General features: G+C 38.9%; 21 protein-coding genes. 9 read left to right on the forward strand and 12 right to left on the reverse strand.

What is annotated here, in order from left to right; all coding sequences use genetic code 11:
• Positions 1 to 207: 207 nt before the first annotated feature.
• Together J7E66_RS03965 and J7E66_RS03970 are read right to left on the reverse strand one after the other, a co-directional pair.
• Complete coding sequence (locus J7E66_RS03965; RefSeq protein ID WP_214998133.1) at positions 208 to 630, reverse strand: hypothetical protein; 423 nt, start codon at positions 628 to 630, stop codon at positions 208 to 210.
• Between the two features lie 139 nt (positions 631 to 769).
• Positions 770 to 997, reverse strand: a complete 228-nt coding sequence (locus tag J7E66_RS03970) for a hypothetical protein (protein ID WP_214998134.1) — start codon at positions 995 to 997, stop codon at positions 770 to 772.
• A gap of 265 nt (positions 998 to 1,262) precedes the next feature.
• Between J7E66_RS03970 and J7E66_RS03975 the strand changes: the two genes are divergently transcribed.
• The gene (locus J7E66_RS03975; RefSeq protein ID WP_214998135.1) at positions 1,263 to 1,787 is read left to right on the forward strand and encodes a DinB family protein; all 525 of its coding nucleotides are present in this window, start codon (positions 1,263 to 1,265) and stop codon (positions 1,785 to 1,787) included.
• A gap of 235 nt (positions 1,788 to 2,022) precedes the next feature.
• Positions 2,023 to 2,448: a VOC family protein gene (locus tag J7E66_RS03980; RefSeq protein WP_214998162.1), complete on the forward strand. Its 426-nt coding sequence runs from the start codon at positions 2,023 to 2,025 to the stop codon at positions 2,446 to 2,448.
• 72 nt (positions 2,449 to 2,520) lie between these two features.
• Here the strand turns inward: J7E66_RS03980 and J7E66_RS03985 are convergent, their stop codons facing one another.
• The 4 genes from J7E66_RS03985 to J7E66_RS04000 all read right to left on the reverse strand — a co-directional run bounded on the left by J7E66_RS03985 (position 2,521) and on the right by J7E66_RS04000 (position 5,155).
• On the reverse strand, positions 2,521 to 2,916 hold the full coding sequence (locus J7E66_RS03985) for a VOC family protein (RefSeq protein ID WP_214998136.1): 396 nt from the start codon (positions 2,914 to 2,916) through the stop codon (positions 2,521 to 2,523).
• Between the two features lie 119 nt (positions 2,917 to 3,035).
• Positions 3,036 to 3,641, reverse strand: a complete 606-nt coding sequence (locus tag J7E66_RS03990; protein ID WP_214998137.1) for an exonuclease domain-containing protein — start codon at positions 3,639 to 3,641, stop codon at positions 3,036 to 3,038.
• Positions 3,642 to 3,862: 221 nt separating this feature from the next.
• Entirely contained in the window at positions 3,863 to 4,435 is a 573-nt protein-coding gene (locus J7E66_RS03995) for a TetR/AcrR family transcriptional regulator (RefSeq protein WP_214998138.1), read from the reverse strand.
• Positions 4,436 to 4,447: 12 nt separating this feature from the next.
• Positions 4,448 to 5,155, reverse strand: a complete 708-nt coding sequence (locus J7E66_RS04000; RefSeq protein WP_214998139.1) for an MBL fold metallo-hydrolase — start codon at positions 5,153 to 5,155, stop codon at positions 4,448 to 4,450.
• A gap of 192 nt (positions 5,156 to 5,347) precedes the next feature.
• Between J7E66_RS04000 and J7E66_RS04005 the strand changes: the two genes are divergently transcribed.
• From J7E66_RS04005 to J7E66_RS04020, 4 genes are all read left to right on the forward strand, one after another.
• Positions 5,348 to 5,671: an ArsR/SmtB family transcription factor gene (locus J7E66_RS04005; RefSeq protein WP_210427106.1), complete on the forward strand. Its 324-nt coding sequence runs from the start codon at positions 5,348 to 5,350 to the stop codon at positions 5,669 to 5,671.
• Complete coding sequence (locus J7E66_RS04010) at positions 5,655 to 6,110, forward strand: SRPBCC family protein (protein WP_214998140.1); 456 nt, start codon at positions 5,655 to 5,657, stop codon at positions 6,108 to 6,110. Before J7E66_RS04005 ends, J7E66_RS04010 begins: the two co-directional genes overlap by 17 nt.
• 56 nt (positions 6,111 to 6,166) lie before the next feature.
• The gene (locus J7E66_RS04015) at positions 6,167 to 6,556 is read left to right on the forward strand and encodes an SRPBCC family protein (protein ID WP_214998141.1); all 390 of its coding nucleotides are present in this window, start codon (positions 6,167 to 6,169) and stop codon (positions 6,554 to 6,556) included.
• Between the two features lie 214 nt (positions 6,557 to 6,770).
• Complete coding sequence (locus tag J7E66_RS04020) at positions 6,771 to 7,280, forward strand: DoxX family membrane protein (protein WP_214998142.1); 510 nt, start codon at positions 6,771 to 6,773, stop codon at positions 7,278 to 7,280.
• Between the two features lie 57 nt (positions 7,281 to 7,337).
• Here the strand turns inward: J7E66_RS04020 and J7E66_RS04025 are convergent, their stop codons facing one another.
• From J7E66_RS04025 to J7E66_RS04045, 5 genes are all read right to left on the reverse strand, one after another.
• A complete protein-coding gene (locus J7E66_RS04025; protein ID WP_214998143.1) occupies positions 7,338 to 7,559 on the reverse strand; it encodes a hypothetical protein in 222 nt (73 codons plus the stop codon).
• 176 nt (positions 7,560 to 7,735) lie between these two features.
• Positions 7,736 to 8,932 (reverse strand): class I SAM-dependent rRNA methyltransferase, encoded by a 1,197-nt coding sequence (locus J7E66_RS04030; RefSeq protein ID WP_214998144.1) that lies wholly within the window; start codon positions 8,930 to 8,932, stop codon positions 7,736 to 7,738.
• A gap of 413 nt (positions 8,933 to 9,345) precedes the next feature.
• Complete coding sequence (locus J7E66_RS04035) at positions 9,346 to 10,977, reverse strand: M4 family metallopeptidase (RefSeq protein ID WP_214998145.1); 1,632 nt, start codon at positions 10,975 to 10,977, stop codon at positions 9,346 to 9,348.
• Between the two features lie 662 nt (positions 10,978 to 11,639).
• A complete protein-coding gene (locus J7E66_RS04040) occupies positions 11,640 to 12,884 on the reverse strand; it encodes an MFS transporter (protein ID WP_214998146.1) in 1,245 nt (414 codons plus the stop codon).
• Positions 12,885 to 13,165: 281 nt separating this feature from the next.
• Positions 13,166 to 13,843: an AlkZ-related protein gene (locus J7E66_RS04045; protein ID WP_214998147.1), complete on the reverse strand. Its 678-nt coding sequence runs from the start codon at positions 13,841 to 13,843 to the stop codon at positions 13,166 to 13,168.
• A gap of 155 nt (positions 13,844 to 13,998) precedes the next feature.
• Between J7E66_RS04045 and J7E66_RS04050 the strand changes: the two genes are divergently transcribed.
• Together J7E66_RS04050 and J7E66_RS04055 are read left to right on the forward strand one after the other, a co-directional pair.
• Positions 13,999 to 14,286 (forward strand): hypothetical protein, encoded by a 288-nt coding sequence (locus J7E66_RS04050; protein ID WP_214998148.1) that lies wholly within the window; start codon positions 13,999 to 14,001, stop codon positions 14,284 to 14,286.
• 101 nt (positions 14,287 to 14,387) lie between these two features.
• Positions 14,388 to 15,059, forward strand: a complete 672-nt coding sequence (locus tag J7E66_RS04055; RefSeq protein ID WP_214998149.1) for a hypothetical protein — start codon at positions 14,388 to 14,390, stop codon at positions 15,057 to 15,059.
• A 61-nt stretch (positions 15,060 to 15,120) separates the two neighbouring features.
• Here J7E66_RS04055 and J7E66_RS04060 read toward each other — a convergent pair whose 3' ends face one another.
• The gene (locus tag J7E66_RS04060) at positions 15,121 to 15,603 is read right to left on the reverse strand and encodes a DUF2269 family protein (protein ID WP_251032753.1); all 483 of its coding nucleotides are present in this window, start codon (positions 15,601 to 15,603) and stop codon (positions 15,121 to 15,123) included.
• Between the two features lie 129 nt (positions 15,604 to 15,732).
• On the opposite strand from J7E66_RS04060, the gene J7E66_RS04065 reads away from it, so the two are divergent.
• Entirely contained in the window at positions 15,733 to 15,960 is a 228-nt protein-coding gene (locus tag J7E66_RS04065; protein WP_214998150.1) for a hypothetical protein, read from the forward strand.
• The last annotated feature ends 79 nt before the right edge of the window (positions 15,961 to 16,039 follow it).

Here is a 16,039-nt window from a genome sequence, read left to right on the forward strand (position 1 = left end):
TTAAAAGAAAAAAAACCTAAAACTAATCAAAGAAACATTAGTCTTAGGTTTTGCCTGATTTAACAGTAACAATCCTATTATTCAAAAGTTAATTAAAATCTTAACATTGTTTGAAAAAGCTTGCAACGATTTTTGTTATCCAGTACTCGTGATGTTACTATTTAGGATAATATTTTTTGAAGAAGTGATTTAGGTTTTTTCCTCAACTTATCCACTGAGTTCTGAAGTCCCGTACATGATCACTGATTTACTCATAAATAAAATAACCATTTGGAATGGTCTTAATCTAACAAACGAGGCAATTCCCAATCTTTTTAAAATAAACATCCCAGGATAGGCAAATAGAGTATCTAAAAATAAATTTAAAAAGAGGTAACGAATAAAATTACCAAAAGTGAATTTTAATATCCATAAGGATCCTACAAAAAATGGACCCACCATGAATGGCATTTCGCCAATTGCATTAGGAATGAGTTTTTCATAAATTCGCCACCATACTCTATTTTTGGCGATAATACTTTCAACTGCTACCCAGACAACAATAAATAAGGCCCCTGGATAAAAGCGCTTAATGGTTAGTTTCCCTAAGAACGGCACTGTCAACCAAGGTAATAACATCATTAAGAGCAAAATCATTTTCTCATCTATATGCCATTCACTTTTTCTTTTTAGAATGCGCAAATTGGAGGAATTTATTTGTTAATTATACAAAAAAAGGTATTTTTCCCACCTAATTTTGATTTGAAAAATGGACAATTAAAATGAGCGACTATTTTTTTGTATAATAAGCAAGTCCAAACAATAGAAGAGGCAGCAGACCAGCGAATCTAAACCATCCCTCCGCACCGCCAACATAGAGCGAGATGGTTGGTATCGCAAGGGCAATCCCACTCCACAAAAAGGCTTTCCATGATTTTTCCCAAAGACCCCTAACAAAAAGCAGCACGGATGCTCCAATCAATAGCCAATAGACGATTCCTACCAAGAAAAAATCCATTAAATCTCCCCCTGTAAAAATATTCGTTATCAAATATATAATATGTCTTATTCACCAAATGGTCCTTTTTACTATAGGAAATGTGCTTTACTCGGCTTATTTTTTAAAATGCCGGTCATGTAGTTATGAATATTATGATAGGATTATTCTATGCTAGTCCATCTTATGGGTTTTCTTTTAAAAAAACGAATAATATCTTTGCTGTCCCTCATACCATTAGGATGAGGAGAGACTGATGTCATGAGATTAGAAGGGAGAAAATGAAATGCTGCAACGTCCTTTAGCAAGTGAGTACCCAGAATACTATAAACCTTATGTAAATCTAGTTCCTGAGGGTAATCTATTAACACTTTTGAAAGAGAATTTGGTCAAAACGATTGAGCTTTTTGAGTCGCTTTCGGAAGAAGATGGCCACTTTCGCTATGCTGAAAATAAATGGAGCATCAAAGAAGTACTTGGCCATATGGCAGACACTGAAAGAATTATGAGCTACCGGCTTCTCCGTGTTGGACGGGGAGACCAGACTGCTTTGGCTGGTTTTAACGAGAATGATTATGTCCAAGGTTCGCAAATTAATAAATTACCAATAAAAAATATTCTCGAAGACTTTATTGCCATTAGAAAAGCTACCCTTTCCTTAATTCAAAACATGCCGGAAGAGGCTTGGGCAAACATTGGCTTTGCCAATAACACTGAAGTCACAGCCCGTGCTATAGGCTACATTATCGCAGGTCACGCCCTCCACCATTATAAAATCATTATTGAAAGATACGTTTCTTTATTGAAATAAGCCCTGGCATAGAAGTGAAAATGGTGTCAGGCACCACGATTAAAAGCCCGTGAGTTTAGTTTTAGCTCATGGGTTTTTATTGATTTTGGTAAAAATTCACTTGCGAACATTTGTTCTTTGTTTTATAATCAAAATATCGGTAATAATAAGAAGTGAGCATCTCTTAGGAGGTTGGCTAGCTTATTTCCTATCGAGGATAGAAAAAAAATACTTTTAAATCGAGGAGAGATTTATGATGACATTACGTTTGATTCCCTATTTAGTGATGGATGGAAATGCGAAGGAAGCGATTCAATTTTACGAAAAGGCTTTGGATGCACAGGTTCTCTTTTCTCAATCTTTCGGCGAAATGCCAGAAAACCCTGAATTTCCATTACCTGCCGAAGCCAAAGATCGTGTAGGTCACGCGACGATCAAAGTGGGTGAAACGGAAGTAATGTTTTCTGATACGTTCCCAGGACAGCCACATCAAAGCGGAAATCAAGTGACTATCTGTATTTCAACGAGCGACGCAGACCAGGCGCATAAATTTTTCGAAGCCTTACAGCAAGGTGGTCAAGTAAACATGCCGCTTCAGGAAACGTTTTTCAGCCCAGCTTATGGTAGTCTAACAGACAAGTTCGGTGTGAACTTTCAAATTTTCACTGAGGGTCGACAATAGATTTTTACATACGAGATGCATGCAAATTAGCCCGGTCCATATGCGACCGGGCTTTTTTTAGACCCATCAAATTTATAAAGGTAAGTTAAGCTGCCATGAAACGCCGAATTTATCAACGACCCAGCCAAACTTTTTGCTAAAACCATAATTATCTAACGACATTAATAAGCCTCCACCACTAGACAAATTTTCATATAGTCGATTTATTTCCTCTTCAGTATCACAGGTGATATAAATAGAGAAGGATGGTGTAAAAGTAAATTCATGTTTTATATTACTATCAATGCACATGAATTCCTGACCTTTGAGTGTAAATGCAGCATGCATAACACTTCCCTCTTCCCCCGGTCCGTTTGCCCCATAACGAGTAATTCTGATTATTTCTGAATCCTCAATCAATGATATGTAGTAATTCATTGCTTCTTCCGCGTTTCCTTGAAACATTAAGAATGGTGTAACTTTTGACATAGTATTCCTCCTTCTTTTTTATAAATTATTGTTTAGGATTGATTTTTATTTCAATTGGCAACACATAACATTATTGACAAATTAGCAAAAAAACTAATCAAAACGTTTGATTAGTTTTTTCAACCCATTTTAGTACGGGAAACAGCAGGCTGATATTTTCTCATCGGGGCCTTATCTAGAACTTCTTGCAAATAGAGGTTTCCATTCGGACTTGTTTTCTTGAGCAACTCTAACAAGTATGTAATATCATCTAGAGCTCTATGTGTTTGGTAATTTGTGATGTTATGCGCTTGTAATAGGGTTAATAGTTTCCCATTTGGAAAGCCGTAATTTTTCCAAGGGATGTTTCTCATTGTGCAATACCACTTCAGGTCGTTGACTTCCGGATACATGTGATAGAGAAAGCTTCGATCAAAGGAAGCATTATGGGCAAAAACCGAATCGGCACGATGGAAATAGGTTTTTATTTTTACATCATAAAAGCTTTTCCCTTGAACTAACTCATAAGGGATTCCGTGAACTCGATAGGCTGTGTCATAATTATTTCTTGCCGAACGGGAAAGCGGCTCACGTAAAAAGGAGTCTTCATCAATAATATCGATAACCTCGCCGGTATCTGCTCGATAGGAAAATAACTTTAATGCGAGCTCGATTACTTCATCCTTGGTAGGACCTAAACCGGTTGTCTCCACATCTAATACTAAACCCAATTTTTCTGACCTCATCTAAATGATCATCCCTTAATACTAAACTTTATCCCATTATACCAAAGCTTGCCATAGGACTCTATCTCCAAAATGTACCTTAATGAGAATATTACAGGGGAGGAACGTTAGAGAGTGACCACGACCGATATTTTTCGATGAGTACGGGCACTGTGGTCCACTCTTAGTTACTGTCCTCGGCTTTTTTCCTCCAGCATGGGCGCTACTGACCCTCTCATCTATTAGTCCTCCAGCCCAATCCCCACAAGAAATGCCTTAATAATTATCATAAGACTTTCATTCAAATCCAACGGCATCTTGAATCCGCCTTTTTGCTCTAGAGCAGAAAATCCATGTAAAATACTACGTAAGCCCCGGACAGCATGCAAAGCACGCTCTCCTTCTAAAGGATATACCTGCAAAACGCGGACGGAAAGGTCAACGATTTTCGCCCCTGCTTGCTGCACATCCACATCTTCCGGGTCAGGGGCAAGTAAGGTTGCCTCATAAATCCCTGGGTGCTTTCGGGAAAAATCCACATAGGCCTGGCTAACCGCCAGCACAGCTTCGGTGCCTGACACCCCAATTGCTGCATCTGCCATCACTTCATAAAGCATATCGATTCCGTAAATTGCCAATTTCTTTCTTAATCCAGTGAGTCCATCAAAATGATTATATAAAGAAGGAGAACGTATCCCCAGCTTCTTTGCTAAGTTGGCCAAGGTAACTTCCTGCACACCATATTGGTCGGCAATCTCTCCTGCTGCTTCGATAATAAAAGATATTTCGAGACCGATTTTTGGTCTTGGTGACATAATAAATACTCCCTATCCTATTTTTCGTTCCAGATTTTTGATTGCATGCTCCATTGAGTTTACAGGATTTATCACGATCTCTCCGTGGCCAACTGCAAGCAATTCAGGCCGATAACTCACTAATTTCCGGGCACTGGACAAGGCGGTTTCCTTACTCCACGTACCAAAAGCCGGGAATGGAAACCAAGCTCTAATATCCCCTGCAACAGCCATTCCACCTCGTGTTTGAAAGGAATCACCTGCTATCAACGCCTTGGTCCGCAAATCTAAAAATGACATGGAGCCTGGTGTATGTCCTGGCGTTTCGATCACTGTTAACGAACCAATCAGGTCGCCTTCCTTCAATAATAGATTGGCCCGCGTTTTTAATTTTTTCGGTACACCGCCTTTAATCGGGATTTGCGCCTCCTGAGGATCAAGCGACCGATCGCCATTCATAAGTCTGTTGTCTCGTATCGAAATATAAACCGGTACATCTGGCAGCAAGTCTTTTATAGAATCCAACGCCCCGACATGATCCTCATGAGCGTGCGTCAACACAATTTTGGTAATCGGCTTTCCAATCGATTCAGCCGCCTTCATAATGCCTTTGGCACAAAAGCCAAGCGCTGCATCAATTAACGTTAACCCGTCCTCCTCCTCCACCAAATAGCAGTTGACCGGAAAAACATTCGCCATGAATGTAACTTGATACAAGTACCCATTTTTGATCATCCTCATAGTGACACATCCCCTTTAACTAATATCATTAGTTTTATAATAACTAATTGCATTAGTTTTATCAAGTTCTTTTTTGGAAAAAATTACAATCCCCTTATGAATTCATATATTCATCTTTTTTGCCAAAAGATACTAACATGACTACCACTTAATTAAGTTGACACTTAATTAAGTGTACGCTAAAATAACGATATGATTGAAAAAGTCCTTCATGCGTTAGCAGAACCTAGACGTCGAGATATACTCTATCTCGTTCGTGATGGAGAAATGACCTCCAGCGCGATTGCCTCACATTTTGACATTTCAGCTCCAGCAGTTTCTCAGCATCTCAAAGTTCTCGAACAATCCGGCCTAGTTATAGTTCGGAGAGACGGAACGAAACGGTACTACGGTATTAGAAGGGACGGTTTTTCTGAATTAAAGCAGTATATTGACCGTTTTTGGGATGATAGTTTACTTCGTTTGAAAGAAGCTGCAGAAGAGGAAGAAAGGAGAAAAAATGAATCAGACCAATAATGAAATCATCACAAAAGAAATATTTATTGAAGCCCGCCCGGAAACATTATTTTCGTTCTTTACTGATGCGGACAAAATGGTTCGCTGGATGGGGAGACATATTCTGCTCGAACCAAAAATCGGTGGTAAATATCGAATTGATGTGAATGGCAGCGATATAGCCATGGGCGAATATGTAGAAATTGTTCCATATGAAAAAATCGTCATGTCTTGGGGTTGGGAAAAATCAAAGCTCGTGCCACCTGGTTCAAGTAAGGTCGAATTCAAACTGACTCCGAAAGAAAATGGCACAAATTTGGTATTAACTCATTATGACTTGCCAGTTGAAGAAATCCCATCGCACCAACAAGGATGGTCCCATTACATGCCCCGCATTAAAGATTTTGCAGAAGGCAACGATCCGGGTATAGACCCATGGTCCGAAATGGCCATGCATTAATTTTTATAAAAAATAAATAACCTTTTCTATTGAATAATATATTGGAGGAATAAAAAATGACTAAAACAATTCATCAAGAAGTAATTTTCAATGCCAGCCCTGGACTTATTTATGAAGCACTCACAGATTCGAAACAATTCAGCGAAATGACGGGAGGTGCACCTACAGAAATCAGTCCCGAAGCTGGTGGTACTTTTTCTTGTTTTGGCGGCATGATTCTTGGAAGAAACATTGAACTTGTTCCAGGTGTGCGAATAGTACAAGCTTGGCGAGTAGCGAATTGGCCAGAGGGTGTTTACTCTATTGCTAAGTTTGAGCTAAAAGAACAAGACTCAAAAACCCTTTTGGTTTTCGACCACATTGGTTTTCCTGAGGCTGAAGGAGAACATCTTGCAGCAGGATGGGGAGCCAATTACTGGAACCCTTTAGAAAAATATTTAGGTTAATTCACACGCAAAAATGCTTGGAGCATCTCCAAGCATTTTTGCGTGTGAATTAGTAAGTAATGGAGTTCAAGGCCCTGTTAATAAAATGTTCACAACTTTTTTACAAATATGTGAAGTAGTGAACAATTTACCCTTATTTCAAAATAAGTTTGGTATAGTAACAATGTAGTTAACGAACAAACAAATAAAAATAAATTAACAAGGAGTGTTTCACATGGTAGTAAATTGGTTAAGAGAAAACAAAGTTGCCGCTGGAATTTTAACAGTTCTTCGCTTATATATGGGGTATTCTTGGATTACAGCTGGGTTCCACAAATTATCAGGCGGTTTTGATGCTTCTGGTTATCTAAAAGGGGCAATCGCTAATCCAGTGAAAGGTCCAGACAGTGCGATGGTTTATGGCTGGTATGTTGATTTCTTAAAGCATTTCGCGTTACCAAACGTTGATATTTTTAACACGATCGTCCCACTAGGTGAATTCTTAATCGGACTTGGACTTATTCTTGGATGTTTAACAACTGCCGCCATGTTCTTTGGCCTTGTGATGAACTTTTCATTTTTCTTATCAGGAACCGTATCACATATTCCAACAGATCTTTTCCTAGGAGCGATCATCCTGTTCTCTGGCTACAATGCGGGCCGCATCGGTCTTGACCATTGGGTTATCCCATTCATTCGCAACACAGCATTTAAAGGGAATAAAACTGTAACACATAACGTTTAATCTAAAAAAGCGACGCAGTCTTGGTCATCCTACCAGATTGCGTCGCTTTTTTTAATACTAAAAGCTTTTATCTTCTTTTACACTTTCTTTGTTCATATACCAATTGGTTACCTGTGTAAGGATGGCAAACATGAAAAAGAAATTCATAGCCCAGACATTAATAAACGGAGCCAACCCGCCAAATTCAATCGTTTCAAGACCTTTTAGTTTCATCACAATCATCGACTCGATAAAAATAAGCACAAAACCAACAACACCAGCAATAGCCGCTCTAATCATATCGTTTCCCCTAGAAATGATTTTTTTTATTTATGTAAGTTAAGGAAGTAGCATTTATGACAATTTCGTGAACATCTTCCCTCTATTATATTGCAAAAATGGGATTTACAACACCCTGAAAAATAAAAAAAGGCCCTCCCCCATAGCTAATTTCATGTGGGTGTCAGGCACCATTTTTATCCTATTTTTTTAATAAATACTACCTTCAAGTAGTCCCCTTCTGGAAATTCTTTGACGGTTTTGAAATCGGCGGGAAGTGAAAACTCTTCCAATTGTTTATACCGGCTGCCAGATTCTTTAAAGGCAGCATCGATAAAGCTCTTGAATTTATCCATCCCAAAAGCGCTGCTGTTTGTGGATGCAACAATGGTTCCGTTGTCCGCTGTAATCGCAATCGCTTCGATTAGAAGATTCTTGTAGTCCTTTTCCGCACTAAAGACAAATTTCTTGGACCGGGCAAAGCTCGGCGGATCAAGGATGACCATATCAAACTTCAGCTGTTTCTTGACAGCATATTTAAAGTACTTGAATACATCCTCAACAATAATTGCTTGCGTTTCATGGTCCACACCATTTACACTAAACTGCTCAATCGTTTTACTCTTACTCCGATTGGCCAGGTCTACACTTGTAGTTTTCGTTGCTCCCCCTAGAGCTGCAAACACGGAAAAAGCCCCCGTATAAGAGAATGTATTTAAAACTGTCTTACCGTTTGCATACACATCTCGGATTGTGCGCCTTACATCCCGCTGGTCTAAAAACACCCCGACCATGGCGCTTTCATTTAAATATATTGCAAAGTTGACGCCATTTTCTTTGACAATAAGAGGGAACTGACCTCTTTCACCTGCGACAAAATCATCTTCCTCGATGTATTGCCCTTTTTCATCAAAACGCTTTTTCTGATAAATGCCCTGGAATTCAATCAGTTCCTTTAAAGCTTGAATGATATAGTCTCGAAAATGATAGATACCCTTGCTGTACCAAGTTAACAGATAATAACCAGCAAAGTAGTCAATCGTCAAACCACCGATTCCATCACCTTCACCATTAAACACTCGAAACGCGGTAGTTTCTGAACTTTGATAAAATGATTCTCTTTCCTTAATCGCTTCTTTTAGCATTTTCTCAAAAAAACGTTGATCCAAAGAATCATTTTCTTTTCTGCTCAACACCCAGCCAAGGCCCTTATTTTGCTTACCATAATAGCCTTTGGCAATAAATATATTTCTTTCGTCGACCAATTTAACAATGGACCCCTCTTCTACGAGGTTGTCCACATTAATGACGGCTTCCTTAGAAATAAGTGGATAGCCGCTTTTAAATTTATTTACAAACTTTGTTTTCACCTTAAGACTGACTTCTTTATTCATCGTGTCATCCCATCTGTTTTTTATCCTATTAAAATATTGTAGACAATATCTTGCCTTACAAATCAACTAGAGAGCAATAACGTTATCATAACATTAATTCTGCTTGTTCTAAAACAAAACCCGCCACTAATCTAGTAGCAGTTGTGATCATTATTCTTTTAATTCTTAAATGCGCAGGCCTTTATAAAATACACTGGTCAGTTGAAATCTTCACAACTTCCACACAAGTTCCACCTAAATTCTACACAAGTTTTTCTTATTGTTAAGTCAAGTTAATACGGAAATGGTTCGAAGAGCTCATTTCTTAAAACTTCCCATTTTGGATTGGTGCTTGACACCAATCTATTTTTTTTGCCCATAATAATGTCAGCCATCACATTATGTGACGGCTGACATTGGAAATAGTTAATGGCCTAGTTTACTCCCACTTGTGTCCAAGCAGATTTAACGGCATTGTACTGTGTGCTGCTTGAGCCATACAAATCAGCTGCAGCAGCAAGAAGAGCCGCGCGTGCGTCGCTAAAATCACTTTGTGGAGCTAAATAAACGGTGAGTGCTCGATAGTAGATTTTTTCAGCGACAGCTGTACCCAGACTTGAAATCGTTAAATAGGCTGCTTTATTTGGAATCCCGCTGTTCGTGTGAACTCCTCCATTATCCGAAGTAGTATTCACGTAGCCGCTCATATTCTCCGGTTGTCCATAAAGACCAGGGTTTGAAAGACTGCGAAGAGCATCGCCAGCTTTATTCGGCGTGTACACATCCTCACCCATTAAGTAATCCCCTTTATCAAGGAATACTCCGAACGTATCAGAAATGGACTCATTTAATGCACCTGACTGATACTGATACTCTAACCCAGCTGTTCTTTCTGTTACTGCATGTGTTAATTCATGGGCTACGACATCAAGCGCACCTGACAATGAACGGAAGGTAATTCCATCCCCATCTCCATATACCATTTGCGAACCATTCCAGAACGCATTGTTGTAATTCCTGCCATAGTGGACGGTTGAGCGAAGAGTCGCTCCATTATTATCAAAACTGTTTCTATTAAACGTATTTTTATAATAATCATAGACGACACCCGCATAGTAGTGGGCATCTACATCCGCTCGCTGTGACGTTGCGTTAAAATTATTGTCAGGGTCAACAGAATAATTTCCAGGTAACCGGGATCTATTTACCGCCGTTCTTGTTTCTATGACACCCGTCATTGGCTTAGTAATATCATATAAATAGTAAGTACCGCTCGAATAATAGGTGTTAAGCGTTTTCGTATCTCCTAGAACACCTACTCCAGTGCCATCAGCTACTGCATTATAGGAATTTAAAATGTTACCATTTACGGCATCCACATAGACCACCCAGTTTGCAGGATATGGCTGAATAAATTGCAGATTTGTTTTGAAAGCCAGATTAAATTCATTACCATTTTTATAAACAACTAGTTCCGCCTTTTCAACGGTATCTTCTATTTTTTTGCCAGTAGGACCTGCTTCAGCATTCGTGATGGTTTCCTCTTTGGTTACTTTTATAGATTTCCAAGACTGATCAAGGGCAGTTTCCTTGGATAGTTGTGCTTTCAGGGCACCTTTGAAATAAGAAGATGCTTCTGGGAACACATCACCATTGACTGCTGTAACGATTCCATTTTTATCGGTATGGACCTTAAACTTCGCCCCATCCACCGGAATCCCCTGAATCGATTGAATAAAATTATAGTGAGTGCTACCTAGCCCGTCCGTCTCAACATCGAGTAAAGTTAAATCTTTAGCTGTATCTAACTGATAAAGTGCCTTATTTTCTTTTAAAAATTGCTTAATCCCATCTATGTCTTTATAAACTTTGGTCGATAGTTTCCCATGGACAAAAGATGGTACCGTTTGTCCTTTCTTCCAGTTGACCTTTGCATCCTTACCAAACTGCGACGCGTCTTTCTTAACCGTAACATTGTAAGGAATTGTCTCAGCCGCAGCTGTAATCGGTAGCACAGACCCCATTGTTAATCCCAAAGCTAGTACAAGTGAAGTTCTCTTTTTCATCTCCAACCGCCTCCTAATGATCATTCTGTACGAATTTTCAAAATAATCATAACACGATGAATCTTTAAGGATAATTGGGAAAAAGTGTGGGACATGGTGTCAGGCACCAGCAAAAATATTATCTATTCTATTAAAATCCCAAAGCTAAGTTCATTTTTGCGTTGGGAAAATTTATTCGATTATTTTTTGGAGGAATAAACGGTGAAATCCTGATGGTCCAAAAGTTTCATTTTTTTATTAATAACTTCATAGTATCAAAAGGTAATTCCTATGCAGTTTAAATAAATAAGAAAAAAACCGACATTTAAAAAATGACAGTTTTCGAAAAAATAGTTGAATATAGTAGCTTAAACTTAGTCTCCTAGCCCTTAATGATTTCATCCCGATCATCTGCTCGAGGAGGTTCCTCCATCCACCGGATAATAAATACCATTTGGTATTAGAATCTACAAAAAGAGAACATTTATTATACATATACAGGATTTTACATAACTTTTTTCCCCTTATTCCTAATTTGGGGTTTCTCAATCTATTATCGATCCAATACTTTCATAAATATAATTTTCTCATAATAATCACAAAATAATTGGTAGGGTATACTCATGCCACTGGTGTTTTTTTGCGTAAAAAAGCTGCTCTAAAAAACAGAGCAGCTTTAAAACTTATACTTCCTTACTCTTTTTCAATATACTAACCGAACGCTTAAAGAGTGGAATGAGAATAATCACACCCACAATAAAGAGTAGGGCTGACGCTTCGTACATCGCGACAAGCGAAGTTGTTTTCTTCAGCCATCCGCTCGCACTCATGGTAATGACCATGGTCCCCATAAACATCGGGTTTAAAATGCCATTGACTCGGCCAATAAAAGCCTCATCTGTATTTTTCAAAATCATCGTATTAATTCCAATGTGAATACAGGGCATAAACAAGCCGCTAATAAATTGCGCGGTCAATGTCAGCCATAACTGCTCTGATAGCCCCATTACAAAAAATCCGAGAGCACTGGCGCTCATTCCAATTGCAAGCAAGATTTGCGGAGGAGTCTTTTTCGCTAACCCCATCGTGAGACCTCCACCTAAAATCATTCCTGCCCCAAACGCTGCCATCAACCATTGCAGCATCTCTTTAGGTAAACCAAGTTGTTCTGTAATGAGGAAAACGGAAAGTGGCTGCGTTAGCCCCAGTCCTAAACCTGCTGCTGCAAAACAGCCACCCAGCAGAGTCAGTGCCCGGCTGTTCCAAACATAACGGAAGCCTTCCTTCATTTCCTCCATAAGTGTGGTTTTTACAGCATTTCCCTCGTTTTCCCGGTCAGGAGGAAGCATAAATAGAATCGCTGCCGAAAGCATAAAGGCAATACCCATAATGGCAATCGCTGCACTAATGCCGTAATGCTGGTAAACAAACGTACCGATAATCGGCCCTAAAATCATAAACAAAGCAAACACCGTTTGGTACATCGACATACCCATTTGAATAAGTTCTTCCTTTACATGAAGCTTGAACAGTTTCATTCCAGAAGGCTGTGAAAACTGTGAAAGAATCGATGATACAAGTGTGGCGAAGAAAATAACTTTCCAGCCCCCAAATACTAGTGTTAACAATACAATAAAGATAGACAGCGCGCTGAGGAAGTCACACCATATCATTGTCCGTTTCGGACGCCATCTGTCAGCAAAGGTGCCTCCAATAAAGGAAAATAGAAAAATAGGCGCGAATTCTGCTACAGAAATAAGCGATACCGCAACCGGATCTTCATTTGTCTGCTCAATAACAAATAACAATATGGAGTAGTTACGTACCCAAATACCGATTTGTAAAAATAATGTCGAGAGCAAGATGGTACGTATTACTCGATTTCTAAATAAATCCCCCATGGTAATGTTTGATTTTGTTTCTTCCATAAAAAAACCTCCTTATCCATTTATCTGGACAGGAGGTACTTCAGCAAAAGGGCACAGTACACCAAGTACCTTCTACTCCCTTTTGTCATAAAAGCCCGCACTAACCCTATCCAGAAATATGTTCGTATGATGATCCGAATTTTTTCTTTTAATAGGTTTAGTGAATCATTGGCTTTATGGTCACCCTTTCGAATATCGTAGTTTCCATACTACTTTATTCTACGCTAAGAATCAAGAGCGAAGTTTGTCATAAAATGTAAATCAATGATATTTACCTAAACCTAAAGCTTAAAAATCTTTACTAATGCTTTCATGGACTCGGGACCGCAAAACTGCGCAATATGGTTTTTCAGCTCATGTTTTGCTTCGTCCATTTCTATTTTTCTTTGATCCATGTGGTTATTTTTTGACCAAAAGGCAAGTGTTTCGAAGGATGTACTGCTCCAGCCGTTTTTCTCGCCCGAAACGTTTGTTTTCTCCTTTGTCCCTGAAACAACAATATCCATAGACCCCTGTAATTCCAACAATGCGTTATCAAAAGCCTTTTTCTTTTCTTTGTCTTTCATGCCTGCTTTGGCCCTTAATACTCTTGTGTCTATGCCTTCTTCATCACTAATCAAAGTAAATAATTCTAAGGCTTCTCTAGAAACAAGACCGTCATTGTAACGTTTAGCCACTGAATACTGTGACCCCAATACTGCACTCACTAAAGGGAGGAGTTCCGAGGAGATTAAAATAGACTTTTTCTTAATGAATTTTCCGTAGGCAGCTACTCCATCAACTGGGAACCTTGCACGCCACATCCATGGATCATCATCCGAACCTGAATGCCAATTCTCTTTCGGAGTGATGCTATCAAGTGATGGGTAGTCAGGTATTAGCGGTGATAATGGAAGTAAACCAACTTCCTTAATGACCTTGACTGCTTCCTCATATGTACTAATTTTATAATCTACCAAACACACCAATCTCCCTTTAATCCGATTTTCTCTTTAATTCCCTATTAGTTTAGGTAAATCCTCTACATTCTAAACTCATAGAAACCATAAAAAAATGATATAATACTAACCATTAATTATATCGTGCAAATAGTATTATCGGGGGTTTGCTAGGAATGTCAACAACAAATAGTTTTTTAGGAAAACAAGCGCTTGTTATCGGCGGAAGTGTTGCTGGTTTATTCGCTGCTCGCATCCTGTCCGACTTTTTTGAAGAAGTGTTAATTATAGAAAAGGACCAAAAGCGCGAAAAACATTTGACCAGAACCGGAGTGCCACAAGGTTCGCATGGACATGCCCTTTTAAAAAGTGGTGAGGAGATTCTCACTGAACTTTTTCCAGGGATTTGGTTGTGGATGCTACAGGGGCTGGGTCAAATTCAACTAATTGGCTCAGACAATTAGGTTTCGATGGTCCCCAAAAAACCGAAGTAAAAGTAAATCTTTTCTATGCCAGTCGCATCTACAGCAGGCTTTCCTCCCAAAATAAAGACTGGGGGAATTTATTGGTTTACCCTAATCCGCCTAGACAGAATCGTGGAGGGAGTATTTCCCCAATTGAAAATCAGCGCTGGATGGTGACATTACTTGGCTATGGCGTGGAATCACCACCTAGCACGGAAGATGAATTTATAAACTATGCCAAAAGTCTTGAACAACCTGATGTATATGAAGCAATTAAAAATGGTACACCTGAGACGGATGTCAGCGTTTATCGGTTTCCAGCCTTACGCCGCTTTCATTATGAGAAGCTACAACGTTTCCCAAATGGACTAATTGTTATTGGGGATGCCTTTTGTCGTATTGATCCTGTTTTTGGACAGGGGATGAGCATCGCTGCACTTGAGGCGATTGCTCTGAAAAAGAAACTTCAAAAAGCGTTAAATAAAAATAAGCTTTCACAAATTTCGAAAAATACTCATCGAAGCTTCAGTAAAATCATAGATGTCCCATGGTTAATCGCTTTAACTGAAGACTTTCGCTTCACTCATACCGACGGTGCAAAACCGTTTGGCCTGCCATTACTGAAGTGGTATGTAAAACGAGTGATTTTAGCCTGTGAAAGCAATCAAAAGGTATACGGAAAGCTTATCAATGTACTTCAACTGAAAGCCCATCCGATTAGCTTATTCTCATCTTCCACGTTAAAAGCAGTCCTATTCAAAGTTAAGCGGTAAACTTAAATGGTGTCAGGCACCGTTCGTGGACATTTGTCTACGAGTGGTGCCTGACACCTTTTTAGAATGGCTTGAAAATCATCAGGGCGATGATGATGAGAAAGATCACATTTTCAAGGTTTTCAAATCGAAAAAGAATTTTTGATAAGCTCCAATATTCTTCGGGAATTTCTTCTCCTTTGTGCGACGCTAATAGGGCTTTAACTGGTTTTGACCTAGGTGATAAAACAAGTGGTCCAATTGCTAGTGCAGCCAAAAAGAGAAAGAGACTGGTTACATACCATCCCATCCGAAATAGGCTCGGATTGATGACCCCCATGCTCAACCCTGTGATTAATAAAAGCGTGCCGCCGACCATTACAAATATATGTAACTTATGTCTAATCCTATATGAATGTCTTAATTCGGTCATGTTCTTCCCAGATTTGACCACTGTCGTTAATATGAAACCTGGCCCCATCCCCAGGATGGCTGAAAAAATATGTATACATACAAGGATTTTATAGAAAGTAATCAATTGCTGCCAACCTCCATTCGCTCCCATCCCCATTTTATCATATTCTTATTTAATATATTAAAGTGAAATATAGTAGTTTTTGTGGCTACCATTGAATAAACAAATTTTTAAAGTTAACCCTATTTACATACAATAAAGATACAAAGGAGCTTAACTGTGAAACCTTTTGAAATATTTAATATGATTATTGATGAGGAAGCTTATGACCAGGAAGAAGTGACAGCTGATTTTACATACGAAGATCAAGATTACAGTATTACCTTTAAAAAAGGAGACCTTGAACTAGTAAATGCTTGGGTTTTTAAAAATGGCACATCCCTGCCTGTGAATTTATCCGAGAATATTATCGAACGAATAAGAGAGGATGTTAAAAACAGAATTTAGTTTTTATGATTAAAGGTATAGTAACCACAAAAGGTCATCAGAAGTTTACTCTGATGACCTTAGCTTATGCGACTAGTTA

It is taken from the genome of Bacillus sp. ISL-7, from assembly GCF_018613065.1.

Excerpts from the sequence above, each read along its gene's own strand:
- J7E66_RS03970 (WP_214998134.1), bottom strand. The coding sequence starts at position 997 with ATGGATTTTTTCTTGGTAGGAATCGTCTATTGGCTATTGATTGGAGCA.
- J7E66_RS03975 (WP_214998135.1), top strand. The coding sequence starts at position 1,263 with ATGCTGCAACGTCCTTTAGCAAGTGAGTACCCAGAATACTATAAACCT.
- J7E66_RS03980 (WP_214998162.1), top strand. The coding sequence starts at position 2,023 with ATGACATTACGTTTGATTCCCTATTTAGTGATGGATGGAAATGCGAAG.
- J7E66_RS03985 (WP_214998136.1), bottom strand. The coding sequence starts at position 2,916 with ATGTCAAAAGTTACACCATTCTTAATGTTTCAAGGAAACGCGGAAGAA.
- J7E66_RS03990 (WP_214998137.1), bottom strand. The coding sequence starts at position 3,641 with ATGAGGTCAGAAAAATTGGGTTTAGTATTAGATGTGGAGACAACCGGT.
- J7E66_RS03995 (WP_214998138.1), bottom strand. The coding sequence starts at position 4,435 with ATGTCACCAAGACCAAAAATCGGTCTCGAAATATCTTTTATTATCGAA.
- J7E66_RS04000 (WP_214998139.1), bottom strand. The coding sequence starts at position 5,155 with ATGAGGATGATCAAAAATGGGTACTTGTATCAAGTTACATTCATGGCG.
- J7E66_RS04005 (WP_210427106.1), top strand. The coding sequence starts at position 5,348 with ATGATTGAAAAAGTCCTTCATGCGTTAGCAGAACCTAGACGTCGAGAT.
- J7E66_RS04010 (WP_214998140.1), top strand. The coding sequence starts at position 5,655 with ATGAATCAGACCAATAATGAAATCATCACAAAAGAAATATTTATTGAA.
- J7E66_RS04015 (WP_214998141.1), top strand. The coding sequence starts at position 6,167 with ATGACTAAAACAATTCATCAAGAAGTAATTTTCAATGCCAGCCCTGGA.
- J7E66_RS04020 (WP_214998142.1), top strand. The coding sequence starts at position 6,771 with ATGGTAGTAAATTGGTTAAGAGAAAACAAAGTTGCCGCTGGAATTTTA.
- J7E66_RS04025 (WP_214998143.1), bottom strand. The coding sequence starts at position 7,559 with ATGATTAGAGCGGCTATTGCTGGTGTTGTTGGTTTTGTGCTTATTTTT.
- J7E66_RS04030 (WP_214998144.1), bottom strand. The coding sequence starts at position 8,932 with ATGAATAAAGAAGTCAGTCTTAAGGTGAAAACAAAGTTTGTAAATAAA.
- J7E66_RS04035 (WP_214998145.1), bottom strand. The coding sequence starts at position 10,977 with ATGAAAAAGAGAACTTCACTTGTACTAGCTTTGGGATTAACAATGGGG.
- J7E66_RS04040 (WP_214998146.1), bottom strand. The coding sequence starts at position 12,884 with ATGGAAGAAACAAAATCAAACATTACCATGGGGGATTTATTTAGAAAT.
- J7E66_RS04050 (WP_214998148.1), top strand. The coding sequence starts at position 13,999 with ATGTCAACAACAAATAGTTTTTTAGGAAAACAAGCGCTTGTTATCGGC.
- J7E66_RS04060 (WP_251032753.1), bottom strand. The coding sequence starts at position 15,603 with ATGGGAGCGAATGGAGGTTGGCAGCAATTGATTACTTTCTATAAAATC.